The organism is Klebsiella sp. PK18, assembly GCF_057784655.1.
Genome location: NZ_CM173493.1, coordinates 1,192,731 through 1,218,296 on the forward strand (window position 1 = coordinate 1,192,731; position 25,566 = coordinate 1,218,296).

A 25,566-nucleotide genomic window follows, 5' to 3' on the forward strand; every position below is an offset into this window, starting at 1 on the left:
AACAAGAAACCACGTCATTAGACGTGGTTTTATAATTGTTAGTGATTAGGTTTTAAAATTTTTTAGTAGGAAGGGATATTGTGCTTTTAGTATATTCTTTAAATGTAAGTATCCCCCACCAGTCCATCAATTCTACTCTTTGCTTTAAGTAAATAGATCTATTATAAGCTTTTCTTACTTCGTTTTTATCGCCATGTGCAAGAGCGGACTGTATCACATCGGCATTAAAACCAGCTTCATTCATTGCAGTGCTAGCAATTGATCGTAGGCCATGAGCAACTAATTTCCCACTAAAACCAATCCTCTTTAATCCGGCATTGGCTGTCTGGCTATTCATCGGTTGTATTGGATTGTACCTGCTCGGGAAAACATGTTCTCGATGAGCACTAACAAGCTTCATCACTTCCAGAATCTCTAATGGCTGAGGAGGAGGAGATAGAGCTACAATGTGCTCACGCTTGGCCTTCATCCGTTCGGCTGGAATTGTCCAAAGCTTGGCATCTATATCGATCTCTAACCATCGAGTACCTGAAGCCTCAGAGGGACGCACAAGTGTTAGAAGCTGCCACTCGATAAGACAGCGTGTCGGAACAGTTAAATTAGACATAACCAGTGACCGCATCAATTTTGGCAATTCTTCTGGCCGCAGCGTCGGCATGTTTTGCTTTTTTGGTTTCTCAAAGGCCATGCCAACACCTGATGCAGGATTCGCATCTATCAGACCGGTGTTAACCGCATAAATCATTATCTCGTTAACACGTTGTACCAAACGACGCACAGTCTCAAGTGCACCACGAGCTTTAATTGGCTCTAGTGCTTCAACAATCGTTCTGGCCTTTATCTCCTGAACAGGTATCGAACCGATAGTGGGGAACACGTCTTTATCTAAAGAGCGCCAAATGTCTTTTGCATAATCTTCTGTGACGCTTCTGCTTTTAATCTGGAACCAGTTAGCAGCCACTGTTGAGAAAATGCTGTCTAACTCAATCTGGCGTTGTTCTGACGCTTGCTCTTGTTGCTGCTGTGGATCCATGCCTTGTGCGAGTGTGGTTAAGTGCTGGTCGCGTATCTGACGAGCTGTTGCGAGCGTAAGGGCCGGGTATGAGCCGAGGCTTAGATTAGTTCGGTTGCCACTGTTCGGACGTTGATAGCGGAAGCGCCAGAGCTTTTTACCAGTAGTTTTGATGAGTAAGAACAGGCCATCACCATTATGTAAGGTGAAGTCTTTTTCACGGGGTTTCGCTTTGAGTATTTCATTGTTAGTAAGGGGGTAATGTGCGCCATGTCTGGACCGCTTCCATAATTGGTACACGTTTAATGTACCACAGTATAGCGTGTACCAATTTTATCTGGATTTAGCTGGATGCCCTCGGACAACAACAGACACAAAAAAGCCCGCAGGGCTTGCGCCGTGCGGGCTTTCAGGACTTCATCGGATGACTCTGGTAATCACCGATGGAGAATTTTGGTGGAGCTGGCGGGAGTTGAACCCGCGTCCGAAATTCCTACATCCTCGGCACTACATGCTTAGTCAGTCTTTACATTCGCTTGCCAGCTGCGGACAGACACGCCACTAACAAACTAGCCTGATTAGATTTAACGCTTCAACCCCAGGCAGGGCATCCACGCGATCTCTTTTGGGTTTGACCTCTCTTTGATCCCCGTCTTAAGAGCGGAAGCTAGGGAGAGAGGGCTCAGAGCAGGTTATTAAGCTGCTAAAGCGTAGTTTTCGTCGTTTGCGACTATTTTTTGCGGCTTTTTACGAGGCCAACCGCCCCTCGGCATGCACCTTGGGTTTCGCAAATCCCGTCGAATCCAGAATCAGCCCCAATGTGTAGGTCAAGTATAACAGATTTGTGAATGTCGTTACCAGCCCCATCACGCAGGATTATTTCAGCAGGGTGGACGAAAAAGCAGCATCAACAAGGATATAGCGTAAGGGCCAGCGAGAGCTGGCCCTCAGGGGAGGGGGTTAGCGTCCGGCGTGCTTCATAATACGCGCCTTATCCAGCGCCCATTCACGATCCTTCAGGTCGGTACGCTTGTCGTGCTGTTTCTTACCTTTGGCGACGCCGATTTTCACTTTGCACCAGGCGTTCTTCCAGTACAGTGACAGGGCGACGACAGTGTAACCTTCGCGGTTAATGCGGCCGTACAGCGTGTCCAGCTCACGCTGGTTAAGCAGCAGCTTACGAGTGCGCGTCGGGTCGCACACATAGTGGGTGGAAGCCACGGCCATGGGCGTAAAGTTGGCGCCGAACAGGAAGGCTTCGCCATCCTTCAGGATGACATAGCTATCGCCGATGTTGGCTTTGCCTGCACGCAGGGATTTGACTTCCCAGCCCTGCAGGGCGAGACCAGCCTCGTATTCATCTTCGATAAAGTATTCGTGACGGGCGCGTTTATTCAGCGCAATGGTGGCTGATCCAGGTTTGTGGGCTTTTTTCTTAGTCATAATGTCCTGAAGTCATCGTCTTATACACAGTTACCTCGATCGCATCCTGCGAGGTGTACTGCGCATCTTAGCACGAGTTGCGGCACAGCGTTTTTTTTAGCAGCAGATAAATGATATTATTTGCACTGTGTTTAAATGTGGAACCTGCTATGCCTCAGATTAGCCGTACTGCGCTGGTGCCTTTCAGCGCGGAACAGATGTATCAACTGGTAAACGATGTGAAGTCCTATCCTGATTTTCTGCCAGGCTGCACCGGTAGCCGCGTGCTGGAATTCGGGCCGACGCAAATGACGGCGGCGGTTGATGTGTCCAAAGCCGGCATCAGTAAGACCTTCACGACCCGGAATACACTGACCAGCAACCAGAGCATTTTGATGAGCCTGGTGGATGGCCCGTTCAAGAAGCTGATTGGCGGCTGGAAGTTTATTCCGCTGAGCCCCGAGGCGTGCAAAATCGAGTTCCATCTCGATTTTGAGTTTACCAATAAGCTGATTGAGATGGCCTTTGGCCGGGTCTTCAAAGAGCTGGCCGCCAACATGGTGCAGGCGTTCACTTCGCGCGCCAAAGAGGTCTACAGTGCCAGCTAATATTCGTGTTGAAGTCGCCTACGCGCTGCCTGAAAAGCAGTATTTGCAGCGAGTCACCCTGGATGAGGGAGCGACGGTCGAGCAGGCGATTATCGCCAGCGGGCTATTGGCCTTGCGTGATGATATCGATCTGGCGAAGAACAAGCTGGGTATCTACAGTCGTCCGGTTAAGCTGCATGACGAAGTTCACGACGGCGACCGGGTCGAAATCTATCGCCCGCTGATCGCAGACCCGAAAGAACTGCGTCGCCAGCGGGCAGAGAAAAGCGCTGCGAAGTAACCCACAGCAGCAGACCGGCTATCAGCCATAAAAAAAGCGCTCACTGAGCGCTTTTTGCTTTTCCGGGCCTTACTGACTGGTCAGCGCGGGCTTGTTATCAATGTTGGTTAACACGCCGCCGCTGTTGAAGGTCAGGGTCAGGGTCTGCTGAGTCACTTTCTCGTGGCCCGGCTCCTGACGGAATACATAGAACCAGGTGTTGGTGCCGAACGGATCCGACATCATTGGCGTTCCGAGAGCATAAGCAACCTGCTGTTGCGTCATACCGACACGAATTTTTGCTACATCGTTAGGTGCCAGATAGTTACCCTGGTTGATGTCAGGACGGTAAACCACTCGTTCCAGAGTGGAACAGCCTGCGGTCAACATAAGAAGAACCGCTGCGGCAGCAGTCAGCGTTTTACAGCGCATAGTGATTTGATTCCTTTTTGGGCCCGAGCAGTACGTGGCTCATCTGTAATATGCCGATAATAATAGACCTTCGCGCCGATGGAAACCTCCGGCTGCAGGTCAGCAGGCAATTTGCTGTTCACTATGACCCTGTGAAAATCAAAAAGTTTACGCCGCAAGCAACTCTTTCGCGTTCGCCAGGGTGTTGCGCGTGACCTCGCTGCCGCCCAGCAGGCGAGCCAGCTCCTGCAGACGAGCGCGCTTATCCAGCGGCTGCATATGGGTTTCGGTCATCTCGCCATCGGTCTCTTTGCAGACAAAGAAATGATGGTGGCCGCAGCCCGCAACCTGCGGCAGGTGGGTCACGCACATCACCTGCGTGGACTCGCCCAGCTGGCGCAGCAGCTTGCCGACCACGGCGGCGGTCGGGCCGCTGATGCCGACGTCCACTTCGTCGAAGATCAGCGCCGGGGTTTCCATTTTACGCGCGGTGATCACCTGAATCGCCAGCGCAATACGCGACAGTTCGCCGCCGGAGGCTACTTTCGCGATCGGCTGCAGCGGCTGACCGGGGTTAGTGGTGACGCGGAACTCAATATGATCGGCGCCGTCGGCGGTGAGATGGCGTTCATCGAAAGCGACCTCAATCGCGAAGATTCCGTGCGGCATCGAAAGTGAGTGCATACTCTCGGTGATAAGCTGGGTCAGCTCGTCGGCGCTGGCCTGGCGCAGGGCGTGCAGCTGACGCGCGGTCTCCAGCGCCAGCTGATGATGTTCGACCACCTGCTGGCTGAGGGATTCCAGCGAGCCGGCGCTATCGTCCAGCAGACGCTGCTCTTCCAGCATCGCCTGATAAACCGCCGGCAGCTCTTCCGGCATTACCTGGTGTTTACGCGCCAGCGCGATTTGCCGGGAAATCCGCTGCTCAAGTTCGAACAGACGGTTCGGATCGAGATCCAGACGGTCGTGATAGTGGCGCAGCTCGTCGCTGGCCTCGCTGAGCTGAATGGCCGCCTCTTCCAGCATATCCAGCACGCCGGAAAGCTTGCTGTCCATACCCACCAGCTCGCTGACCAGCTGCTTCGCGGTATAAAGCAGGCTCTGCAGATTGGCCTCTTCGCCGTCCGCTAGTACCGTCAGGGCGTGCTGGCAGGTGCTGAGCAGCTGGCCGCTGTTGGCCAGACGCTTGTACTCTTCGTCAATCTGCTCGAATTCTCCCGGCAGCGGGTTAAATTCGTTCAGCTCTTTAAGCTGGTACTGCAGCAGATCGGCGCGGGCGGCGCGCTCCTGGCTCTGCTGCTGGTGCAGGGCCAGCTCGCGGCAACTCTGGTGCCACTGGCGGTAATGCTCGGCCATGCGCTGAGTGAGCGCATACTCACCGGTATAGCCGTCGAGCAGCGTTTTCTGGTGTTCGGGTTTGGTCAACAGCTGGTGCGCATGCTGGCCGTGGATCTGGATCAGCAGCTGGCCCAGCTCGCGCAGCTGCGAGAGCGGGACGGCGGTGCCGTTGATAAAGCCGCGCGAACGGCCGTCGGCGCTGATCACCCGGCGAAGTAAACACTCACGCCCGCTCTCCAGCTGGTTCTCTTCCAGCCAGCGCTGGGCGGCCGGGGTATCTTTCAGCGCGAAGCGCGCGCACAGGTCGGCGCGGGTGGCGCCGCGACGCACCATGTCGGCTTCCGCTCTGCCGCCGAGGCACAGCCCCAGCGCATCGATGGCAATGGATTTCCCGGCGCCGGTTTCCCCGGTGATGGCGGTCATACCGCTGTGGAAATCAATTTCCAGTTCACGAACGATAGCAAAATTACTGATGGTGAGTTGCGCCAACATAGCTGCCTTCCTGTATGAAAAACCAATACTGTGTTTTCGTACAGTATAGACTGGTTTTTTATCCAGTAAAGAGGCAGCGATGTAAATCAGAACAATTTTTTCGACCAGCCGAGCTTGGTGCTTAATGTATTGAAATAGCTGTAATCTTTAGGGTGAATTAGATTGAGGTGATAATCACAGCGGCGAATGAGAACGTCTTCGCCATCCTGAATCGGCAGGGCAATCTGGCTGTCGCAGCTGATCTCCAGATCGCTGCAGCGATGAGAGAAGCGCAGGCGGATGGTGCTGTCGCCGTTGATCACCAGCGGTCGCGCTGAAAGGGTGTGCGGGAACATCGGCACCAGGGTGATAGCGTCCAGCGACGGCGTGAGGATCGGGCCGCCGGCCGACAATGAATAAGCGGTGGAGCCGGTCGGGGTGGAGATTATCAGGCCATCAGAGCGCTGAGAGAACGCAAAGACTTCGTCGATATAGACTTCAAACTCAATCATATGCGCCACTTTGCCGGGGTGCAGCACTACTTCGTTGATGGCGGTGCTGATGCGTTTCTGGCAATCCTGCTGGCACACCTGGGCCTCCAGCAGAAAGCGTTTCTCGGCGATGTAGTGGCCTTCCAGCACGTCGGCGAGCTGCTGCAGGGCGTTGTCCGGGTCAAGGTCGGTGAGAAAGCCGAGGTTGCCGCGGTTAATGCCGATGACGTTAATGTCGTAACGGGCCAGGGTCCGCGCCGCGCCGAGCATATTGCCGTCGCCGCCCACCACCACCGCGAGGTCGGCCTGTTGGCCAATCTCCGCCAGCGTGCCGGTTTTCACGTTGCTGAGCTGAAGTTCATGGGCGATCTGCTGTTCAACCAGCACTTCATACCCTTTGCTGCACAGCCAGCGCCAGAGCATTTCATGTGTGGTCAGGGCGGTGGGGTGACGAGGATGTCCCACAATGCCGATACACTTGAAATGGTTCTTCATGATCTGGATGTCCTTGCGTTAAATGAAATAGTGACAATCTGTCCGCTTCCCTTGAAACCCGGAAACTGATCCCCATAATAAGCGAAGTTAGCGAGATGAATGCGAAAAAAACGCGGAGAAATTCATGAGTAGTAAAGAACAGAAAACGCCTGAGGGGCAAGCCCCGGAAGAAATTATCACGGAGCAGCACGACGACGTTGAGGCAGTAGAGCCTGAAGTTTCGGCTGAGCAGGTGGATCCGCGCGATGAAAAAATTGCGAATCTGGAAGCCCAGCTGGCTGAAGCGCAGAAACGTGAACGTGAAGTGATGCTGCGTGCCAAAGCCGACGAAGATAACCTGCGTCGCCGTACCGAGCAGGATATCGAGAAAGCGCACAAATTCGCGCTGGAAAAATTCGTCAATGAACTGCTGCCGGTGATCGACAGCCTGGACCGCGCGCTGGAAGTGGCCGACAAGGCTAACCCGGACCTGGCGCCGATGGTGGAAGGGATCGAACTGACCCTGAAATCCATGCTGGACGTGGTGCGTAAGTTCGGCGTGGAAGTGATCGCCGACACCAACGTTCCGCTGGATCCGAACGTCCACCAGGCCATTGCGATGGTCGAATCTGAAGACGTGGCGGCGGGCAACGTGCTGGCCGTGATGCAGAAAGGTTATACCCTGAACGGCCGTACTATTCGCGCCGCGATGGTGACGGTAGCGAAAGCGAAATAACGTCTGCTGCATTGCTCAACGGCTGCCCGCGGGCGGCCGTTTTTTTATGCCACCGCTCCCGGCGCGAGATAAAAAAACGGCGGGCCGCAGCCCACCGTGATGTTAATTCCTTCGCTCGCGCTACTCCGCGACGCTCTCGCGTAATGATTTCACCGGCATCACTTTCACCTGTTTGATCATGTTGTCCTGCACGTCGAGGATATCTATATCGTACTGCTCAATGCGCACGCGGGTGCCCGGGACCGGGATCTCTTCCAGCGCTTCGAGGATGATACCGTTGACGGTGCGCGCTTCATCTTCCGGCAGGTGCCAGTTAAACGCTTTGTTGATTTCGCGAACGTTGGCGCTGCCGTCGATAATCACCGTGCCGTCGTTAAGCGGGGTCACTTCCTCCGCCAGGGTGGGTGACATGGAGGTGGTGAAGTCGCCGACAATCTCTTCAAGAATATCTTCGACGGTGACCAGCCCCTGAATATCGCCGTATTCATCGACCACCAGACCGACTTTCTTTTTATTGCGCTGAAATTTCACCAGCTGGGTGCTGAGCGGCGTCCCTTCCGGAACAAAGTAGATCTCATCTGCCGCCCGCAGCATGATCTCTTTTGTGAACTCTTTCTTCTCCGTCATCAGACGGTAGGCTTCGCGAACGCGCAGCATGCTGATGGCATCGTCCAGTGAATCGCGGTAGAGCACGATGCGGCCATGCGGCGAGTGGGTCAGCTGGCGGACGATAGATTTCCAGTCATCATTGATGTCGATGCCGACAATCTCATTGCGCGGCACCATAATGTCGTTAACGCTGACTTTTTCCAGATCCAGGACCGACAGCAGCATATCCTGGTTGCGCCGTGAGATTTGTGAACGGGATTCATTCACAATCGTGCGCAGTTCATCTTTGCTCAAAGCGCTGCTGATGACGGTATCGGTGCGGATGCCCATCATGCGCATCAGCATGCGGGTGATGGTATTCAGCAGCCACACCAGCGGCATCATCAGCACCTGCAGGGGCGCCAGCAGGAAGCTGCTGGGGTAGGCGACCTTTTCCGGATAGAGCGCGGCGATGGTCTTCGGCAGCACCTCGGCAAATACCAGTACCACAAAGGTGAGCACGCCAGTGGCGATCGCGACGCCGGCGTCGCCGTACAGGCGCATGCCGACGATGGTGCCCAGCGCCGAGGCGAGAATGTTGACGAGGTTATTGCCGATGAGCACGAGGCTAATCAGGCGGTCCGGCTTGCGCAGCAGCTTCTCCACGCGCTTGGCGGGGCGGTTGCCTTGTTTCGCCATATGACGCAGCCGATAGCGGTTCAGCGTCATCATGCCGGTTTCGGAGCCGGAGAAATAGGCAGAGATAATCACCATGACGATCAGCGTTATGATCAGCGTGGTGGTGGAGATATGTTCCACGTAGGATTCCTTAAAAGACTTAGCTCACGAACTGCTGCAGCACGCGGCTACCAAAATAGGCCAGCGTCAGCAGACCGGCGCCAGCGACGCTGAACCAGACCACGCGACGTCCGCGCCACCCTTCATGATAGTGGCCCCACAGCAGAACGATATAGACGAACCACGCAATAATCGACAGCACCGCTTTATCAATGTTTTCGCTGCTGAACAGATTGTGCATATAGAACAGGCCGCTGCACAGCGTCAGAGTCAGCAGCACCACGCCGACCTGGGTGATGTGGAACATTTTGCGCTCGATGCTCATCAGCGGCGGCATTTCGCTGCTGAAGGCCAGCTTTTTATTCTTTAACTGGTAGTCGATCCACGCCAGCTGCAGCGCATACAGCGCGGCGATGATCAGCGTGGCGTACGAGAAGAGCGACAGGCCGATATGCACCAGCATCCCCGGGGTGGTTTCAAGGTGGGTGATATATTCGTTAGGCACGAAAGTGGCGAAGGCCAGATTGATCAGCGCGAAGGCATAGACGATAGGCAGCAGCAGCCAGCCGCGATTGCGCGAGGCCACGATAGTCATCACCGTACAGATCATCAGGCTGACCAGCGACCCGACGTTCAGTAAGCTGAGGTTTTGCCCGCTCTCGCCGCCGGGGAATATCCGTGCTTCCAGCGCAAAAGCATGGCAGATCAACGCGATAGTCGCAGATAAAATCGCCATTCGCCGCCAGCTGCTGTTTTTTTGCAGCAAGCCGGGGATAATCAGCGCGAGGCTGACGGAGTAGGCGACAAGGGCGAGTAGAGCAAAAACAGGCATAGGTGTCGGCTGTTGGCTAAATAAGAAAGAGAAGCAGTATAACGTCAGCAGGCCTCTGCTCCAACCGTTGCAGCACATTCAGATTGATGTCGTGTTATACTCCGCCACATTCGTTTTGTGTGTCGCTGCGGCGACCGACCGTTTCCACCTCAGGCGAGAGACAATGTTTGATAATTTAACCGATCGTTTGTCGCGTACGCTGCGCAACATTAGCGGCCGCGGACGCCTTACAGAAGACAATATTAAAGACACCCTGCGCGAAGTGCGCATGGCGCTGCTGGAAGCGGACGTTGCGCTTCCGGTGGTTCGTGATTTCATCAGCCGCGTGAAAGAGAGCGCGGTCGGCCATGAAGTCAATAAAAGCCTGACCCCGGGTCAGGAGTTCGTCAAAATCGTCCGCAACGAGCTGGTGGCGGCGATGGGCGAAGAGAACCAGACGCTCGACCTGGCCGCGCAGCCGCCGGCCGTGGTGCTGATGGCGGGTCTGCAGGGTGCCGGTAAAACCACCAGCGTCGGTAAGCTGGGGAAATTCCTGCGCGAGAAGCACAAGAAGAAAGTGCTGGTCGTTTCCGCGGACGTTTACCGCCCGGCGGCGATCAAACAGCTGGAAACCCTGGCCGAGCAGGTCGGCGTCGATTTCTTCCCGTCTGACGTCGGCCAGAAGCCGGTGGATATCGTCAATGCGGCGCTGAAAGAAGCGAAACTCAAATTCTACGACGTGCTGCTGGTGGATACCGCCGGTCGTCTGCACGTTGACGAAGCGATGATGGACGAAATCAAGCACGTCCACGCCGCCATTAACCCGGTTGAAACCCTGTTCGTCGTCGATGCGATGACCGGTCAGGATGCGGCGAATACCGCGAAGGCCTTTAACGAAGCGCTGCCGCTGACCGGCGTGGTGCTGACTAAAGTGGACGGCGACGCCCGCGGCGGCGCGGCGCTGTCGATTCGCCATATTACCGGCAAACCGATTAAATTCCTCGGCGTCGGCGAGAAAACCGAAGCGCTGGAGCCGTTCCATCCGGACCGCGTCGCTTCCCGCATCCTCGGCATGGGCGACGTGCTGTCGCTGATCGAAGATATCGAGAGCAAAGTTGACCGCGCGCAGGCCGAGAAGCTGGCCTCCAAACTGAAGAAAGGCGACGGTTTCGATCTGACGGACTTCCTTGAGCAGCTGCGTCAGATGAAAAACATGGGCGGCATGGCCAGCCTGATGGGCAAGCTGCCGGGTATGGGCCAGATCCCGGACAACGTGAAAGCGCAGATGGACGACAAAGTGCTGGTGCGTATGGAAGCCATCATCAACTCGATGACCCTGAAAGAGCGCGCCAAACCGGAAATCATCAAAGGTTCACGTAAGCGCCGTATCGCCGCCGGCTGCGGGATGCAGGTGCAGGATGTGAACCGTCTGCTCAAGCAGTTCGACGACATGCAGCGCATGATGAAGAAGATGAAGTCGAAAGGCGGCATGATGAAGATGATGCGCGGGATGAAAGGGATGATGCCGCCAGGCTTCCCGGGCCGTTAAAAACAAGGGTATAAGGCTATCTTGTTTGCCATTTTAGCGCCGGGGTGTGCTCGCCATCCTCACGTACTACCTGTACGTTCCAGTGGTTGCGCGCACGCCGGTACTAAACAGGCTGCACCGCCGACGGCCTTTTACAGCAGACTTATCAACTGCTGATTGCATTTTCCCCAGAAATCAGTAAAATTTTCGGGCTTTTAATATGACACCGGGCTCCGTTCCTCGATGGGGCCCGGTTGTTTTATTCACACAAGAGGATGTTATGGTAACTATTCGTTTAGCACGTCACGGCGCTAAAAAGCGTCCGTTCTACCAGGTTGTTGTCACCGACAGCCGTAATGCACGCAACGGTCGCTTCATCGAGCGCGTTGGTTTCTTCAACCCGATCGCTAGCGGCGCGGAAGAAGAAACTCGCCTGGATCTGGATCGTATCGCTCACTGGGTTGGCCTGGGCGCTACTGTTTCCGATCGCGTTGCCGCGCTGATCAAAGCCGCTAACAAAGCAGCTTAATCTGTCACGGTGGTCATGATGAGCAAGCAACACACCGCACAAGCACCTGTTGATCCGATCGTATTGGGGAAAATGGGTTCTTCCTACGGTATCCGTGGTTGGCTCAGAGTGTTTTCCTCCACCGAAGACGCCGAAAGCATTTTTGACTATCAGCCCTGGTTAATCCAGAAGGCGGGTCAGTGGCAGGTTGTTGAGCTGGAAGGCTGGCGCCACCACAATCAGGACATCATCATCAAGCTGAAAGGCGTTGACGATCGTGATGCCGCGAATCTACTGACTAATTGCGAAATTATCGTGGATTCATCGCAGTTGCCGGAGCTGGAAGAGGGTGACTACTACTGGAAAGACCTGATGGGCTGCCAGGTAGTGACAACGGAAGGCTATAGCCTCGGTAAAGTCATTGATATGATGGAAACCGGGTCTAATGACGTACTCGTCATCAAGGCAAACCTGAAAGATGCATTTGGCATCAAGGAGCGGTTGGTTCCGTTCCTCGATGGGCAGGTTATCAAGAAAGTCGATCTCACTACGCGTACTATCGAAGTAGATTGGGATCCTGGTTTTTAAATTCTCCGGATAAACGGTAAAAGACGGCGCTATGTGGATTGGCATAATTAGCCTGTTTCCTGAAATGTTCCGCGCAATTACCGATTACGGGGTAACTGGCCGGGCAGTAAAAAATGGCCTGCTGAGCATCGAAAGCTGGAGTCCTCGCGACTTCGCTCATGACCGGCACCGTACCGTGGACGATCGTCCTTACGGCGGCGGACCGGGGATGCTAATGATGGTGCAACCTTTACGGGATGCTATTCATGCAGCAAAAGCCGCGGCAGGTGAAGGCGCGAAGGTGATTTATCTGTCACCTCAGGGACGCAAGCTTGATCAAGCGGGCGTCAGCGAACTGGCAACGAATCAGAAACTGATTCTGGTGTGCGGTCGCTACGAAGGGATAGACGAGCGCGTAATCCAAACCGAAATTGACGAAGAATGGTCAATCGGCGATTACGTTCTCAGCGGTGGTGAGTTACCGGCAATGACGCTGATTGACTCCGTTTCCCGGTTCATTCCGGGAGTACTGGGCCATGAAGCTTCGGCAACGGAAGATTCCTTTGCTGATGGGTTGCTGGATTGCCCGCACTATACCCGTCCTGAAGTGTTAGAAGAGATGGAAGTACCGCCAGTATTGCTGTCGGGAAACCATGCTGAGATACGTCGCTGGCGTCTGAAGCAGTCGCTGGGCCGCACCTGGCTTAGAAGACCTGAACTTCTGGAAAACCTGGCTCTGACTGAAGAGCAAGCAAAGTTGCTGGCGCAGTTCAAAAGCGAACACGCGCAACAGCAGCATAAACATGATGGGCAGGCGTGAGCCCCCAATATCAGTTTACCCAGGATAAGAGATTAAATTATGAGCAACATTATTAAGCAACTTGAACAAGAACAGATGAAGCAGGACGTACCTTCCTTCCGTCCGGGTGATACCGTGGAAGTGAAAGTATGGGTTGTTGAAGGTTCCAAAAAACGTCTGCAGGCATTCGAGGGCGTGGTTATCGCTATTCGTAACCGCGGTCTGCACTCTGCATTCACTGTTCGCAAAATTTCCAACGGCGAAGGCGTTGAGCGTGTCTTCCAGACTCACTCTCCGGTAGTTGACAGCATTGCTGTTAAACGTCGTGGTGCTGTACGTAAAGCTAAACTGTACTACCTGCGTGAGCGTACTGGTAAGTCTGCTCGTATCAAAGAGCGTCTTAACTAAGATTCGCTTTCGCGACATCCTGACAGAAGGGCTGGCCAGATGGCTGGCCCTTTTTTTATCTTTGTTGTAACCATCGTGATGTAAATCATTTACAATACGCCCTCTATTCGGAGGGGCGGTGGTCAGCAACAGTTTCCAGCAAACGACACCTAAACGGCGAGCCGCCTGGCTGGCACTGTTGGCGATCCTGTTGATCGTCGTGGCCCCCCTGATCTCCATCTCCCTGCAAAAAGACCCCATGAGCGCGATGCCCGGCATGCATCACGCCATGATGATGGACAGCTCGTCCGCGAGCATGGCGCAAATGCCCGAGCACGAGATGGCGATAATGCATAGCACAGACGGCGCCATGCATACCGGACACGAACTGCCGCTGGACCATGCCGAAGCGTGTGGCTATTGCGTGCTTTTAGCCCATGTCCCGGGGCTGCTTTTCGCGCTGGCGCTGTTCGTCGCCATGCTCCTGCGGCGTATTCGCCTGCCGGCTTCTCGCCCGGTATTAAAACACTGGCACTACTTCCCCTGGCTCTACCCTGAAACCCGCGCCCCGCCGCGGCTGTCTGCTTTTTCCCTTTAATAAAAATCAATCTGCGCACGGCGCAATAACCTCTTTTGCTTTAAAAAAGGAAGAGTATGACAACCTGCACCTCGCGCGCGGCATGGTTAAACCTGCTGCGTCGCCTCCATTTCTACATCGGACTGTTTATCGGACCGTTTATCTTTGTCGCTGCCCTGACCGGCACGCTGTACGTGGCGACGCCGCAGCTGGAAAACTGGCTCTATCACGACGCGCTGCATGGCCTTGCCGACGGGACCCCGCAGCCGCTCAGCGCCCAGATTGCAGTGGCGGAAGAAGCGACCCAGGGTAATCTTCGGCTGCTGGCGGTGCGGCCGGCCCCCGCGATGGGGGAGACTACCCGGATTATGTTTGTTGACCCGAGCCTGGGCGAGTCAGAATCCCGGGCCATTTTCGTCGATCCGATCTCGCTGCGGGTGAAGGGCGATATGACGGTCTACGGTACCAGCGGCATCCTGCCGCTGCGCCAGTGGATTGATTATGCGCATCGTTCGCTGCTGCTGGGCGACAGCGGGCGGTTATACAGCGAACTGGCTGCCTCATGGATGTGGGTTGCCGCACTGGGTGGCATTGCCCTGTGGGCGATGACACGTCCAAAACGGCGGATCAATAACGCCCTGCAGAATCATCGTCGGTTGCACGTGACGCTGGGTTGGGGCTTACTGCTGGGCATGCTGCTCTTCTCCGCCACCGGCCTGACCTGGTCGCAATGGGCTGGCGGTAATGTGGATAAAATGCGGGCGGCTTTCGGCTGGTGGACGCCGCAGGTGAATACCCTGCTGCACGGTGAGGCGCCGATGGCGCACGATCCCCACGCCGGGCATCATATGGCCGGGATGGCCATGCAGCATCAGTCAGCGCTGCAGCCAGCGCAGTTTGACCTGGTGCTGGCGGTGGCCCGTCAGGCGGGGCTGAACGCCAGCCGGCTGGAGATCCGTCCGCCGGTTTCGAAGGAACGTGCCTGGACGGTAAATGAGATCGACCGCCGCTGGCCGACGCAGGTGGACGCAGTGGCGATCGATGGCGCCACGATGCAGGTGGTGGATCGCACCCGGTTCGCCGACTTCCCGCTGATGGCGAAGCTCACCCGCTGGGGCGTCGATTTCCACATGGGGGTCCTCTTTGGTCTGGTGAATCAGTTGCTGCTGGTAGGGTTCGGCTGCGCGCTGTGCGTCACCATCGGCGTGGGCTACCGGCTGTGGTGGATCCGCCGTCCGCCTCAGGCGGTCTGGGATCCGGCGCATTCGCTGCTGCAGACATGGCTGTCGCTCGCCTGGCCTGCCCGTGGGCTGGTACTGGGGATAGCGTTAGCCCTGGGGCTGGCCATGCCATTGATGGGGGCAAGTCTGGTACTGTTCATTGCCGTTGACTACCTGCGCTGGCGCGCGGCAACGGCAATGAGGATGGCGAAGTCCAGCGATTAAGCGAAGGCTTACGGCGTGCTGATGACCACCGTGACCCGGCGGTTTTCAGCGCGCCCGGCCGCCGTGTCGTTGCTGGCGATCGGGTATTTCTTGCCAAGGCCGCGGGTGACTAAATGACTGCGCGGGACATGGGCGCCTTCCGCCCAGGCATCGGCTACGCTATTGGCGCGCTTAAGCGACAGGGCTTCGTTATAGCTATCCTCACCGTAATTATCGGTGTGGCCTTCAAGGCGGCTATGGGTGATCCCGGTCGCCGCCAGCCGCGAGGCCATCGTGGTGATCTGCTGGCGGCTGTCGGGACGTAGTCGGTAGTCATTCTTGTCAAACAGGATGCTATCGGATAAGCCCAGGGACCAATCGCCATTGCTTTCAGTGAAGCCGTAAGATTTCATCGCCGCCACCTGCTCGGGGGTAAATTTTCCCTGAGGAGCCTGGCAACCTGTCAAAAGCGCCGCTGCCATCAGGGCGGGGACGAAATATTTTCTGAGCATAATGAGTCCTTTATTATTTCAGCGTCTGCTGGATACGTTGGTTTTTCATGCGATACATATTCTGATCGGCAAGTTCTTGCAGTGATTCCGCGGTGGCGTGCTCCCACGCCAGGGCATAACCGACGCTCAGCGAGAGCGTGGCGCTATGGCCATTGTGCAGGTTGAATGGCGGAAGAAATTGTTCCGACAGCGCCTGGCACAGAGCCTGCACTTCGGCTTCCGAGCGCACCTCACGCAGCAGAACGGCAAACTCATCGCCGCCGAGACGCCATGCCAGATGGCGTTTTCCGGCGAAGGCCATCAGGCGGCTGGCGACCTCCGTCAGCACTTTATCGCCTGCCGCGTGCCCCCAGTTGTCATTGATCAGCTTGAAGTTATCGCCGTCAAGAAACAGTAATGCCGAGGTCTGGTGATCCACCTCGTTCTTCATCAGTTCGGCGAGCGCGTTGCGAAAGGCGGCGCGGTTAGCCAGGCCGGTCAGCGGGTCATGTAGCGAGCTACGCAACAGCTGGGCATTCTTGGCCTGCAGCTGGCGCTGCCAGTCCTCCATCTCCCCCAGCAGGCTGTTAAAGTCCTGGGCGAAAATATGGAATTCCTCAATACGCTCCTCGGGCACCCGACGTGAGAAATGACGGTTTTCACGAATATCGTGCACAACCTCGGTGATGCTCTGCAGGGCGGTGACGATCCCCCGGTGCAGGGAGTGGGTCAGCAGCAGGGCGATGAACGAGGCGAGCAGAATGCTGCCGGTCAGTACCAGAATCGAGATACCGAGAAAGTGGCTGATCAGTTCATCAAGCGCGGTCAGTCGCAGCTCGCCGATTTGTTTGCCCTGGTGCCAGATGGGCTGCACCGTGGGCTCCGGAAACAGCCATTGACTGATAAGGCCGCTCACTTGTTCTTTGTTGGCCAGCGGTTCATGGCGCCATGCGGCGAAGTGCTGCTTCTGGCCGTTGAGTACAATCGCCTGGGAAATCTGCCCTTGCTTCCCCAGCGAAGCAAGGGTCTCCTCCGCCGCCGCGCTATCGCCAAACACCAGGGCGGCTTCGAGGCTGCGACCCATGGTCGCGGCAGTGAGCTCTAGATTTTTCTGCGCATACTGCTTGAGCGTGAAGATTGAGGCTGTGCTTAGCAGCAGCCAGACCAGCGTCATGGAGATCACCACGCTTATCACGCTAATTCGACGAAGCGCGCGTTTAAATGTCGGGCGCGCGGTCTGTGAAAAGTCCTTATTCATGTGGTTTTTTCCGGGCAAGCATCAGGACGTCCGGGTTAACCCGGACCCCGCTGTGCGTCAGAACGTCCAGATTAACGGAGAAGCGGACCCTGTCGTCGTTGATGATCAGGCAAAACGCGCTACCAATGGAGCAATCCGTATTTTGTTCTGCGATGAGTAAAAGCGGCTTCGGGCCATAGCGGCGAGTTAATTCCGACTGTTGGGTCGGCGATTCGCTGCCAAAATAAAAACCATCGCAGGTTGTTTTTAACGCTTCTTCACTATTACGTACTATCACCGGTTGATAGGGCAAGGCATCCGGATCTTCATGAGCCAGGCTATGGGTGAAGCGTGATGAGGCAAAAATGCACAGCTTCGGCGCCCCTGTTAATGCCGGCCAACGGGTGTAGGTCACGATCCCGGAAACAATAGCGCGAACATGTTCTGAAGGTCCGGCAGCAAAAACAGGAGATACCGCGATGAGAAAAAATACAGTCAATAAAAGACGGTGTAATACTGTCATTAACGCTTCCGTCAAATTCGCCATAGCGCGGGAAAAGCCGCTGCCGATGCCCGGCGCAGAATACCACTGTTAACAAAACCCGTCATTACATGCGCCCTTTGCTTTGGGACAAATCTCACCAGGATTTTTCGTAATCGCGATCGCGATAGCGCGCAAGTTTGCTGTGAATTTTGGCTTTGTAAACATTTTTGTACATATTTTGTCGAGTTAAGTGGCAATTAATTTGTTGGTGTAAAGTAAAATTTACGGAATATGGATTGAATTCTTTACTTTGTGTGGTATCGTTACGCCATGCCCGCTGAGGCACCCTTTATCGCAAACGAGCTACACAGGATCGCAATCATGCAAAAAGACGCGCTGAATAACGTACATATTACCGACGAACATGTGTTAATGACCCCGGAGCAACTGAAGGCGGAATTCCCGCTAAGCGTTGAACAGGAAGCGCAGATTGCGCATGCCCGTGAGACTATCTCCGATATTATCGCCGGCCGCGATCCGCGCCTGCTGGTGGTTTGCGGCCCTTGCTCGATCCACGATCCGGAAGCCGCGATTGAATATGCTCGTCGATTTAAAGCTCTTGCCGCAGAGGTCAGCGATAGCCTCTACCTGGTGATGCGCGTCTACTTTGAAAAACCCCGTACCACTGTCGGCTGGAAGGGGCTGATTAACGATCCGCACATGGATGGTTCGTTTGATGTTGAAGGCGGCCTGAAGATTGCGCGTCGTCTGCTGGTCGAGCTCGTCAATATGGGACTGCCGCTGGCGACGGAAGCACTGGATCCGAACAGCCCGCAATACCTTGGCGATCTGTTCAGCTGGTCTGCTATCGGCGCACGTACCACGGAATCACAAACGCACCGCGAAATGGCCTCTGGCCTGTCGATGCCGGTCGGCTTTAAAAACGGTACCGACGGTAGTCTGGCGACGGCCATCAACGCCATGCGCGCCGCGGCAATGCCGCACCGTTTCGTCGGCATCAACCAGGCCGGGCAGGTCTGCCTGCTGCAAACGCAGGGTAATCCGAACGGCCATGTGATCCTGCGCGGCGGTAAGGCGCCGAACTACGGTCCGGAAGATGTGGCGAAATGCGAAAAAGAGATGGCGCAGGCGGGACTGAAACCGTCGCTGATGGTAGATTGCAGTCATGGGAACTCCAATAAAGATTTCCGCCGCCAGCCAGCCGTGGCTGAATCCGTTGTCGCACAGATCAAAGATGGCAACCGCTCCATTATCGGCCTGATGATCGAGAGTAATATCCACGAAGGCAATCAGTCCTCTGAACAGCCGCGTGAGACGATGAAATACGGCGTTTCGGTGACGGATGCCTGCATCAGCTGGGAAACCACCGATGCGCTGCTGCGTGAACTGGATAAGGATCTCCGCGGCCATCTGGCGGCCCGTTTGGTGTAAGAGGAAAGTATGGTTGCTGAACTGACCGCGTTACGCGATCAAATTGATGAAGTGGATAAAGCGTTGCTTAGCCTGCTGGCTAAGCGTCTGGAACTGGTGGCCGAAGTCGGCGAGGTGAAGAGCCAGTATGGTCTGCCGATTTACGTCCCGGAGCGCGAGGCGGCGATGCTCGCCTCCCGGCGTGAAGAGGCGGCTGCGCTCGGCGTACCGCCGGATCTGATCGAGGATGTTCTGCGTCGCGTGATGCGGGAATCCTATTCCAGCGAAAACGACAAAGGCTTCAAAACCCTGCACCCGAATCTGCGGCCGGTGGTCATCGTCGGCGGCGGCGGGCAGATGGGGCGTCTGTTTGAGAAGATGTTAACGCTGTCCGGCTACCAGGTGCGTATTCTGGAAAAAGAGGATTGGGCGCGGGCGGCGGATATCGTCGCCGATGCCGGCATGGTCATCGTCAGCGTACCGATTCACACCACCGTGGAGACGATCGGCAGGCTGCCGCCGCTGCCGGCGGATTGCATTCTGGTAGACCTTGCCTCGGTGAAAGCGGAGCCGCTGCAGGCGATGCTGGCAGCGCATCAGGGCCCGGTTCTTGGCCTGCACCCGATGTTCGGTCCGGACAGCGGCAGCCTGGCGAAGCAGGTGGTGGTCTATTGTGATGGCCGCCAGCCGGAGGCCTATCAGTGGTTCCTCGAACAAATTCAGGTCTGGGGCGCGCGGCTGCACCGCATCAGCGCCGTTGAGCACGATCAGAACATGGCGTTTATTCAGGCGCTGCGCCACTTTGCCACCTTCGCCTATGGCCTGCACCTGGCAGAAGAGAATGTGCGTCTTGAGCAACTGCTGGCGCTTTCGTCACCTATTTACCGGCTGGAGCTGGCGATGGTGGGGCGCCTGTTTGCCCAGGATCCGCAGCTGTACGCCGACATTATTATGTCATCGGAAAATAACCTGGCGCTGATTAAGCGCTATTACCAGCGTTTCGGCGAAGCGATTGGCTTGCTGGAGCAGGGCGATAAGCAGGCGTTTATCGACAGCTTCCGTAAAGTCGAACATTGGTTTGGCGATTACGCTCAGCGTTTCCAGAGCGAGAGCCGCACGTTACTGCGTCAGGCGAACGATAATCGGCAGTAAAGCGAAAAAGATGTATACAATAAAGCCAGCGACCGCTGGCTTTTTTTATAGGGATGACAACGATGGCTGAACCACAACCGCTGTTTGACTACACTGGATACCTGCCGGAATGCCCGACCTGGAGCGAGGCTGAACAGGCCCTCTACTGGGCCGATATCATGGAGTGTGAAATCCACCGCTACGATACCCGCAGCGGCGAACACCAGGTGCTGCAGTTTCCGGAGGAGGTCGGCTGTTTCTCCCTGCGTGAGAAGGGCGGATTTATCGTTGCATTACGCAGTGGCATCTGGCTGACCGACGCCCACGGCCTGCTGCGGCGGAAAGTCTGTGATAATCCGAGCAATCCGGAGCTGGCGCGGTTTAACGATGGTGGGACCGATCGCGAGGGGCGTTTTTATGCCGGCACCTTCTGGGGGCCGGGGGATTACAACGGCGCGCTGCTGATGCGAGTCGATAATGACCTGAAGCCGAAAGTGATCCAGTGTGATATTCATGGCGCCAACGGTCTGGCGTTTAGCGCCGACCAGCGCTGGATGTATACCTCTGATACGCCGAACGCCGTGATCTACCGTACGCCGCTGGATGAACAGGGTGAGCCTGGACGACGCGAGGTGTTTCGCCGTTTCCAGCCGGGCGAAGGCATCCCTGACGGGGCGGCGATCGATGTGGAGGGCTGTTACTGGAGCGCGATGTTTGACGGCTGGCGGATTGCTCGTTTCTCGCCGCAGGGCGAGGAGCTGGAGACTTACCCGATGCCGGTTCGTTGTCCGACAATGGTCTGCTTCGGTGGGGCGGATATGAAAACGCTCTATATCACCACAACCCGGGAAAACATGGAGGACGATGAGCTGGCGAAGTACCCGCTGTCAGGCGCCATCTTCACCCTGCCGGTTGCGGTGGCAGGGATGAAGAAATTACCGTTCCGCGAACGTTAAACCGGATCCACTGGCACCACGTTTTCGCTGGGGTAGCAACCGAGGACCTTCATGGAGCGGGTGATTTCCGCCAGCTCCTTTAATGCCTTGCGCATGGGCAGCGAGTCCAGGTTGGCCTGAATATCGAGATAAAACATCTCTTCCCAGGGATTGCCGTGGATCGGGCGAGATTCCAGTTTGGTCATGATCAGATTGTGGTTGCGCAGCACCAGCAGGGCTTCCACCAGGGCGCCCGCCTGCTGACCGGTCGCCATTAACAGCGTGGTCTTGGCCGGAACCTGATCGGAGACGTTCACCGCTTTGCGCGCCAGGACGAGGAAGCGCGTGATGTTCTGCGTCTGGTTGGCCTGGCAGTGCTCCAGCACCTGCAGGCTATACAGGGCGCCACCCGCTTCGCTGCCCAGTGCCGCAACGGCCGGGGAGTTCGCCTGCGCCACTTTTTCCATTGCCGCCGAGGTGCTCTCGGTATATTCAATCTTCCAGTGCGGGTAGCGGCTCAGATACTGGCTGCACTGCTGGAACGGCTGCGGATGGCTGTAGACGGTCTGAATTTTATCGGCATCCGTCGAGGTGCTAACCAGCACGCAATGATCGATAGGGATCGTCAGCTCGCCAACGATCGACAGGCTGGTGTGCTGCAGCAGATCGTAGACGTCGTTGATCCCGCCAGAGCTGGTGTTTTCAATCGGCACCACGGCGTAATCGGCCTGGCCGGTCTCTACCTGATTAAAAATATCGGCGAACTTCGCGCAGCCGCTCTCAATAAACTGCTCAAAATGGCGAGCGGCGTACTGACGCGCCGCCAGATGCGAATAAGAGCCTTTAGGGCCAAGGAAGGCCACGCGGGCCGAATGCGGATTAATTTTATTCAGATGCTGCTGCAGCAGGGTTTGTTGGGTCAGGACGGAGTCTTCGATGATCAGCTGGAACAGGCGGGTGATGTAGTGCGCATCCAGATTATGGCGCTTGCCGATGGTCATCAGACGCTCCAGCAGATCGCGTTCGCGGTCAATATCACGCACTGGACGGTGAGAGGCCAGTTTGGCTTTACCAACCTCAACAGCCAGCCCGCGGCGCTCCGCCAGCAGAGCAAGCAGTTTCTCGTCCAGTGCGCTTATCTTATCGCGCAGCGCCAGTAATGGGTTTTCCTCGGTCATAGATGTTGCCTTTGTTGTTATCAAATAAAAAAGGCCTCCCGGGTGGGAGGCCTTATTGTTCGTCTTCGCATTCTTTCTTATACGACGAATTGCCTCCCGGTCAGGGGAAGGTAAAAAAGAATGCGAAGAAGAACGGGACACGTTTCATGGTAAATTCCTTGAGGTAATGGGGATTACAGTACCTGTACTGTTTTCACTCTGTCAATAAAAAACGCGCCCGAAGGCGCGTGGCATGACACAACTTAAGTTAAGGATTACTCTTCTTCTTCCACAAAGCCTGCCTCTTTCACCGATGTTGCGGCGCGGCGGGCTTCCCCTTTGTGTTGCACTTTATTCAGCTGCCGTTCCAGCTTGTTGATCAATTCGTTAATGGCGGCGTACATATCTTCATGACGCGCACTGGCAACCAGATGACCGTTTGGCGTATTGATGGTTGCATCAGCGATAAAACCCTGCGGCTCCTTAGACAGAATGATGTGCGGGTTGATTAAATGAGTTTGCCACTTATCCAGTTTGGCGAGACGGTCTGCGACATGCTGGCGGATTGCCGGAGTAATTTCCATTTGTTTACTGGTAATGTTCATTGTCATAAATTTTACCTCTTGTCTTTCCCGTCTTGGTGAATCCAGCATACCTTTCCCAATGTCAAAAAGCGTGATCTAAATCACATTTTATTGTCACTTTTTGTCAACGAATTCATTTTGTGAGACAGGGCAGGAAGAAGTGAGATTTTACTTGTCGAACCCGGTAAAGCAGGCCATATTTGATGAGTTAACCCGGCGCTAAACCGCTTCAGCTTGACGGGATAAAGTATAAAAAACGGCAGCCACTGGCTGCCGTTTGCGATCCATGAATCAGACTCAGGTGTTCTTGCTGTTCGCGGCGATTATCTTCGCGACTTTGTCCGCCTGGGCGTTCATTTGCATCTGACGATAGGCGTTTTCCATCTTCGGCAGGGCATCGCGGGTGGCCTGGGTATCCGGATAGTTACGCATCATACCTTCCACGCGGTTCACGACGGCAACCCATGCGCCACGGTCGGTGTAGTAATCCACGACCGACAGCTCATATTTGGCCAGGCGATCTTTCAGGAACACCATACGTTTATAGGCGTCAGTGGCGTACTGGCTGTTCGGGTAACCACGCACCAGTTTGGAGAAGTCATTGAAGGCATCGCGCGCGTGCTGTGGATCGCGGTCAGAGCGATCGACACCAAAGAAGCCCTGCAGGGCGCTGTCATCCAGGGCCATGTTGGTCAGGCCGCGCATATAGATGACGTAATCGATATTCGGGTGGGTGGGGTTCAAACGCATGAAGCGATCGATGGCCGCCTGAGCCAGCGGCAGATCGGCGTTTTTGTAATACGCATAAATCAGATCCAGCTGTACCTGTTGGGAATAAGGGCCGAATGGATAACGGTTATCCAACGCTTCCAGTTGCGTTATCGCCTGTTTCCAGTTACCGTCCTGCAGTTTTTGCTGGGCGGTCGCGTAGATTTCATTCGGCGGATTATCAGGCACCTCTTCCTTAGAGCCGGAGCAACCCACCAAAGCCAGGCTCAGTGTGGCGGCTGCCACCAGGTATTTCATGCGCGTCATGACGTTTTGACTTCCTCAAAATGTTTATGCGGGAGAATCTCTGTTCCTGCTCCCGATTAAGACCAGCTACAATAGCACACTATATTAAACGGCAAAGCCGTAAAACCCAACGTTAAACGAAGAAGCTGTATATGGCACAACGAGTACAACTCACCGCAACGGTGACCGAAAATCAACTCGGTCAACGCTTAGATCAGGCTTTGGCCGAATTGTTCCCTGATTATTCGCGATCGCGGATAAAAGAATGGATCCTGGACCAACGCGTATTAGTCAATGGCAGCATTGGCGATAAGCCGAAAGAAAAAGTGCTGGGGGGAGAGCACATCGCTATCGATGTCGAAATCGAAGAAGAGGCGCGCTTCCAGCCGCAGGATATTCCGCTCAATATCGTTTACGAAGATGATGACATCCTCGTGATTAACAAACCGCGCGATCTGGTTGTGCATCCTGGCGCGGGCAACCCTGACGGTACTGTGCTGAATGCGCTGCTGCACTACTATCCGCCGATCGCCGATGTGCCGCGCGCGGGGATCGTGCACCGTCTGGATAAGGACACCACCGGTCTGATGGTGGTGGCGAAAACCATTCCGGCACAAACCCGGCTGGTGGAGTCGTTGCAGCTGCGCGAGATCACTCGCGAGTATGAAGCGGTGGCCATCGGTCATATGACTTCCGGTGGCACAGTGGAAGAGCCGATCAGTCGTCACCCGACGAAACGTACCCATATGGCGGTGCATCCGATGGGCAAACCGGCGGTGACCCACTACCGCATTATGGAACATTTCCGCATCCATACCCGCCTGCGCCTGCGCCTGGAAACCGGTCGTACGCACCAGATCCGTGTGCATATGTCGCATATCACCCATCCGCTGGTGGGTGACCAGGTATATGGCGGCCGGCCGCGTCCGCCGAAGGGCGCGTCGGAGGAGTTCATCACCGCGCTGCGTAAATTCGACCGTCAGGCGCTGCACGCCACCATGTTGCGTCTGTATCACCCGATCACCGGCATTGAAATGGAGTGGCACGCGCCCATCCCACAGGATATGGTCGAGCTCATCGAGGCGATGCGTGCCGATTTTGAAGCCCATAAGGACGATATTGACTGGTTATGACTAAACTGATTGTACCGCAGTGGCCGATGCCCCGCAGCGTGGCGGCCTGTAGTTCGACCCGCATTGGCGGCGTGAGTCTGCCGCCCTATGACTCGCTCAACCTGGGCGCCCATTGCGGAGACAATCTGCAGCATGTTGAAGAAAACCGGCGGCGGATGTTTGCTGCCGGTGGCTTGCCGTCTTACCCGGTTTGGCTGGAGCAGGTTCATGGCACCGATGTTCTGACGCTGGACGGCGGACCCTATCCATCGAAACGCGCAGATGCTTCTTATAGTCGTACGCCAGGCACCGTCTGTGCGGTGATGACCGCCGACTGCCTGCCGGTCCTGTTCTGTAACCGCGACGGCACCGAAGTCGCCGCGGCGCATGCGGGATGGCGCGGCTTATGCGAAGGGGTTCTGGAAGAGACTGTTGCCCGTTTCGCCGATAAAGCCGAAAACATGATGGCGTGGCTGGGCCCGGCCATTGGTCCGCAGGCATTTGAGGTGGGGCCGGAAGTCCGGGATGCCTTTATGGCGAAAGACGAGAACGCGCACCGGGCTTTTCGTCCGGCAGGCGAGAAATATTTTGCTGATATCTATCAACTGGCTCGGCAGCGTCTGGCAAACGTCGGCGTTGAGCAGATTTTCGGCGGCGATCGCTGCACGCTAAGCGAAAAGGATGATTTTTTCTCTTACCGGCGCGACAAGACCACCGGTCGTATGGCAAGTTTCATTTGGCTGATATAACCTAGAGAATCAAGACGATCCAGAAGGCAAAC

At 55.7% G+C, this 25,566-nt stretch carries 29 protein-coding genes, 1 other RNA gene and 1 other annotated feature; of the genes, 15 read left to right on the forward strand and 15 right to left on the reverse strand.

Annotated features, from left to right (window positions below):
• Positions 1 to 52 precede the first annotated feature (52 nt).
• The 3 genes from AC3EMD_RS05900 to smpB all read right to left on the reverse strand — a co-directional run bounded on the left by AC3EMD_RS05900 (position 53) and on the right by smpB (position 2,455).
• Positions 53 to 1,312: an integrase domain-containing protein gene (locus AC3EMD_RS05900; protein ID WP_110224888.1), complete on the reverse strand. Its 1,260-nt coding sequence runs from the start codon at positions 1,310 to 1,312 to the stop codon at positions 53 to 55.
• 154 nt (positions 1,313 to 1,466) lie between these two features.
• Positions 1,467 to 1,829: a transfer-messenger RNA gene (gene ssrA / locus AC3EMD_RS05905) on the reverse strand.
• A gap of 143 nt (positions 1,830 to 1,972) precedes the next feature.
• A complete protein-coding gene (smpB, locus tag AC3EMD_RS05910; RefSeq protein ID WP_002914164.1) occupies positions 1,973 to 2,455 on the reverse strand; it encodes an SsrA-binding protein SmpB in 483 nt (160 codons plus the stop codon).
• A 149-nt stretch (positions 2,456 to 2,604) separates the two neighbouring features.
• On the opposite strand from smpB, the gene AC3EMD_RS05915 reads away from it, so the two are divergent.
• A complete protein-coding gene (locus AC3EMD_RS05915) occupies positions 2,605 to 3,042 on the forward strand; it encodes a type II toxin-antitoxin system RatA family toxin (RefSeq protein ID WP_008806099.1) in 438 nt (145 codons plus the stop codon).
• Positions 3,032 to 3,322 carry an RnfH family protein gene (locus tag AC3EMD_RS05920; protein ID WP_004145682.1) on the forward strand — a complete coding sequence of 97 codons (291 nt, stop codon included), beginning with the start codon at positions 3,032 to 3,034 and terminating at the stop codon, positions 3,320 to 3,322. The genes AC3EMD_RS05915 and AC3EMD_RS05920 overlap by 11 nt, the downstream gene beginning before the upstream one ends.
• A 69-nt stretch (positions 3,323 to 3,391) precedes the next feature.
• Here the strand turns inward: AC3EMD_RS05920 and bamE are convergent, their stop codons facing one another.
• The 3 genes from bamE to nadK form a co-directional block, all read right to left on the reverse strand.
• Positions 3,392 to 3,733: an outer membrane protein assembly factor BamE gene (gene bamE / locus AC3EMD_RS05925; protein ID WP_008806098.1), complete on the reverse strand. Its 342-nt coding sequence runs from the start codon at positions 3,731 to 3,733 to the stop codon at positions 3,392 to 3,394.
• Positions 3,734 to 3,880: 147 nt separating this feature from the next.
• Positions 3,881 to 5,542, reverse strand: a complete 1,662-nt coding sequence (recN, locus tag AC3EMD_RS05930; protein ID WP_012540837.1) for a DNA repair protein RecN — start codon at positions 5,540 to 5,542, stop codon at positions 3,881 to 3,883.
• 86 nt (positions 5,543 to 5,628) lie between these two features.
• Positions 5,629 to 6,507 (reverse strand): NAD(+) kinase, encoded by an 879-nt coding sequence (gene nadK, locus AC3EMD_RS05935; protein WP_002914158.1) that lies wholly within the window; start codon positions 6,505 to 6,507, stop codon positions 5,629 to 5,631.
• A gap of 124 nt (positions 6,508 to 6,631) precedes the next feature.
• Here nadK and grpE point away from each other — a divergent pair, with 124 nt between their 5' ends.
• Positions 6,632 to 7,222 (forward strand): nucleotide exchange factor GrpE, encoded by a 591-nt coding sequence (gene grpE / locus AC3EMD_RS05940; protein WP_008806096.1) that lies wholly within the window; start codon positions 6,632 to 6,634, stop codon positions 7,220 to 7,222.
• 120 nt (positions 7,223 to 7,342) lie between these two features.
• Here the strand turns inward: grpE and AC3EMD_RS05945 are convergent, their stop codons facing one another.
• Positions 7,343 to 8,629: an HlyC/CorC family transporter gene (locus tag AC3EMD_RS05945; RefSeq protein WP_012540838.1), complete on the reverse strand. Its 1,287-nt coding sequence runs from the start codon at positions 8,627 to 8,629 to the stop codon at positions 7,343 to 7,345.
• A gap of 19 nt (positions 8,630 to 8,648) precedes the next feature.
• Entirely contained in the window at positions 8,649 to 9,440 is a 792-nt protein-coding gene (locus AC3EMD_RS05950; RefSeq protein ID WP_002914153.1) for a cytochrome C assembly family protein, read from the reverse strand.
• Positions 9,441 to 9,603: 163 nt separating this feature from the next.
• On the opposite strand from AC3EMD_RS05950, the gene ffh reads away from it, so the two are divergent.
• From ffh to AC3EMD_RS05985, 7 genes are all read left to right on the forward strand, one after another.
• A complete protein-coding gene (gene ffh / locus AC3EMD_RS05955) occupies positions 9,604 to 10,968 on the forward strand; it encodes a signal recognition particle protein (RefSeq protein ID WP_002914152.1) in 1,365 nt (454 codons plus the stop codon).
• Between the two features lie 259 nt (positions 10,969 to 11,227).
• On the forward strand, positions 11,228 to 11,476 hold the full coding sequence (gene rpsP, locus AC3EMD_RS05960) for a 30S ribosomal protein S16 (protein WP_012540839.1): 249 nt from the start codon (positions 11,228 to 11,230) through the stop codon (positions 11,474 to 11,476).
• Between the two features lie 18 nt (positions 11,477 to 11,494).
• Positions 11,495 to 12,043: a ribosome maturation factor RimM gene (rimM, locus tag AC3EMD_RS05965; RefSeq protein WP_008806093.1), complete on the forward strand. Its 549-nt coding sequence runs from the start codon at positions 11,495 to 11,497 to the stop codon at positions 12,041 to 12,043.
• 31 nt (positions 12,044 to 12,074) lie between these two features.
• Positions 12,075 to 12,842 carry a tRNA (guanosine(37)-N1)-methyltransferase TrmD gene (gene trmD, locus AC3EMD_RS05970; protein ID WP_008806092.1) on the forward strand — a complete coding sequence of 256 codons (768 nt, stop codon included), beginning with the start codon at positions 12,075 to 12,077 and terminating at the stop codon, positions 12,840 to 12,842.
• 39 nt (positions 12,843 to 12,881) lie between these two features.
• Positions 12,882 to 13,229 carry a 50S ribosomal protein L19 gene (gene rplS / locus AC3EMD_RS05975; protein WP_002914145.1) on the forward strand — a complete coding sequence of 116 codons (348 nt, stop codon included), beginning with the start codon at positions 12,882 to 12,884 and terminating at the stop codon, positions 13,227 to 13,229.
• Between the two features lie 118 nt (positions 13,230 to 13,347).
• Positions 13,348 to 13,806: a DUF2946 domain-containing protein gene (locus tag AC3EMD_RS05980; RefSeq protein WP_094918015.1), complete on the forward strand. Its 459-nt coding sequence runs from the start codon at positions 13,348 to 13,350 to the stop codon at positions 13,804 to 13,806.
• Between the two features lie 56 nt (positions 13,807 to 13,862).
• A complete protein-coding gene (locus AC3EMD_RS05985) occupies positions 13,863 to 15,230 on the forward strand; it encodes a PepSY-associated TM helix domain-containing protein (RefSeq protein WP_302073982.1) in 1,368 nt (455 codons plus the stop codon).
• An 8-nt stretch (positions 15,231 to 15,238) separates the two neighbouring features.
• Here AC3EMD_RS05985 and AC3EMD_RS05990 read toward each other — a convergent pair whose 3' ends face one another.
• The 3 genes from AC3EMD_RS05990 to yfiR are packed head-to-tail and all read right to left on the reverse strand — an operon-like array spanning position 15,239 to position 17,460.
• Positions 15,239 to 15,721, reverse strand: coding sequence for an OmpA family protein (locus AC3EMD_RS05990; RefSeq protein WP_008806089.1), 483 nt, complete (start codon positions 15,719 to 15,721; stop codon positions 15,239 to 15,241).
• Between the two features lie 13 nt (positions 15,722 to 15,734).
• A complete protein-coding gene (gene dgcN / locus AC3EMD_RS05995) occupies positions 15,735 to 16,958 on the reverse strand; it encodes a diguanylate cyclase DgcN/YfiN (RefSeq protein ID WP_042947039.1) in 1,224 nt (407 codons plus the stop codon).
• Positions 16,951 to 17,460 (reverse strand): regulatory sequestration protein YfiR, encoded by a 510-nt coding sequence (gene yfiR, locus AC3EMD_RS06000; protein ID WP_012540842.1) that lies wholly within the window; start codon positions 17,458 to 17,460, stop codon positions 16,951 to 16,953. Before yfiR ends, dgcN begins: the two co-directional genes overlap by 8 nt.
• 342 nt (positions 17,461 to 17,802) lie before the next feature.
• Here yfiR and aroF point away from each other — a divergent pair, with 342 nt between their 5' ends.
• From aroF to AC3EMD_RS06015, 3 genes are all read left to right on the forward strand, one after another.
• A complete protein-coding gene (aroF, locus tag AC3EMD_RS06005; protein ID WP_008806086.1) occupies positions 17,803 to 18,873 on the forward strand; it encodes a 3-deoxy-7-phosphoheptulonate synthase AroF in 1,071 nt (356 codons plus the stop codon).
• A 9-nt stretch (positions 18,874 to 18,882) separates the two neighbouring features.
• A complete protein-coding gene (tyrA, locus tag AC3EMD_RS06010; RefSeq protein WP_048267971.1) occupies positions 18,883 to 20,004 on the forward strand; it encodes a bifunctional chorismate mutase/prephenate dehydrogenase in 1,122 nt (373 codons plus the stop codon).
• A gap of 62 nt (positions 20,005 to 20,066) precedes the next feature.
• Complete coding sequence (locus tag AC3EMD_RS06015; protein ID WP_012540844.1) at positions 20,067 to 20,939, forward strand: SMP-30/gluconolactonase/LRE family protein; 873 nt, start codon at positions 20,067 to 20,069, stop codon at positions 20,937 to 20,939.
• On the opposite strand, the gene pheA is transcribed toward AC3EMD_RS06015, so the two are convergent.
• The 4 genes from pheA to bamD all read right to left on the reverse strand — a co-directional run bounded on the left by pheA (position 20,936) and on the right by bamD (position 23,694).
• The gene (pheA, locus tag AC3EMD_RS06020; protein WP_012540845.1) at positions 20,936 to 22,096 is read right to left on the reverse strand and encodes a bifunctional chorismate mutase/prephenate dehydratase; all 1,161 of its coding nucleotides are present in this window, start codon (positions 22,094 to 22,096) and stop codon (positions 20,936 to 20,938) included. The genes AC3EMD_RS06015 and pheA overlap by 4 nt on opposite strands.
• A gap of 24 nt (positions 22,097 to 22,120) precedes the next feature.
• Positions 22,121 to 22,245, reverse strand: a sequence feature (Phe leader region).
• Positions 22,197 to 22,244, reverse strand: a complete 48-nt coding sequence (gene pheL / locus AC3EMD_RS06025) for a pheA operon leader peptide PheL (RefSeq protein ID WP_100632159.1) — start codon at positions 22,242 to 22,244, stop codon at positions 22,197 to 22,199. It overlaps the preceding feature by 48 nt.
• A 105-nt stretch (positions 22,246 to 22,350) precedes the next feature.
• Complete coding sequence (gene raiA, locus AC3EMD_RS06030) at positions 22,351 to 22,686, reverse strand: ribosome-associated translation inhibitor RaiA (protein ID WP_002914111.1); 336 nt, start codon at positions 22,684 to 22,686, stop codon at positions 22,351 to 22,353.
• A 270-nt stretch (positions 22,687 to 22,956) separates the two neighbouring features.
• The gene (gene bamD, locus AC3EMD_RS06035) at positions 22,957 to 23,694 is read right to left on the reverse strand and encodes an outer membrane protein assembly factor BamD (protein ID WP_004145664.1); all 738 of its coding nucleotides are present in this window, start codon (positions 23,692 to 23,694) and stop codon (positions 22,957 to 22,959) included.
• A gap of 131 nt (positions 23,695 to 23,825) precedes the next feature.
• Here bamD and rluD point away from each other — a divergent pair, with 131 nt between their 5' ends.
• Both rluD and yfiH read left to right on the forward strand, forming a co-directional pair.
• The gene (rluD, locus tag AC3EMD_RS06040; protein WP_012967426.1) at positions 23,826 to 24,806 is read left to right on the forward strand and encodes a 23S rRNA pseudouridine(1911/1915/1917) synthase RluD; all 981 of its coding nucleotides are present in this window, start codon (positions 23,826 to 23,828) and stop codon (positions 24,804 to 24,806) included.
• Positions 24,803 to 25,534 carry a purine nucleoside phosphorylase YfiH gene (gene yfiH / locus AC3EMD_RS06045; protein ID WP_008806081.1) on the forward strand — a complete coding sequence of 244 codons (732 nt, stop codon included), beginning with the start codon at positions 24,803 to 24,805 and terminating at the stop codon, positions 25,532 to 25,534. Before rluD ends, yfiH begins: the two co-directional genes overlap by 4 nt.
• Positions 25,535 to 25,566: the final 32 nt, after the last annotated feature.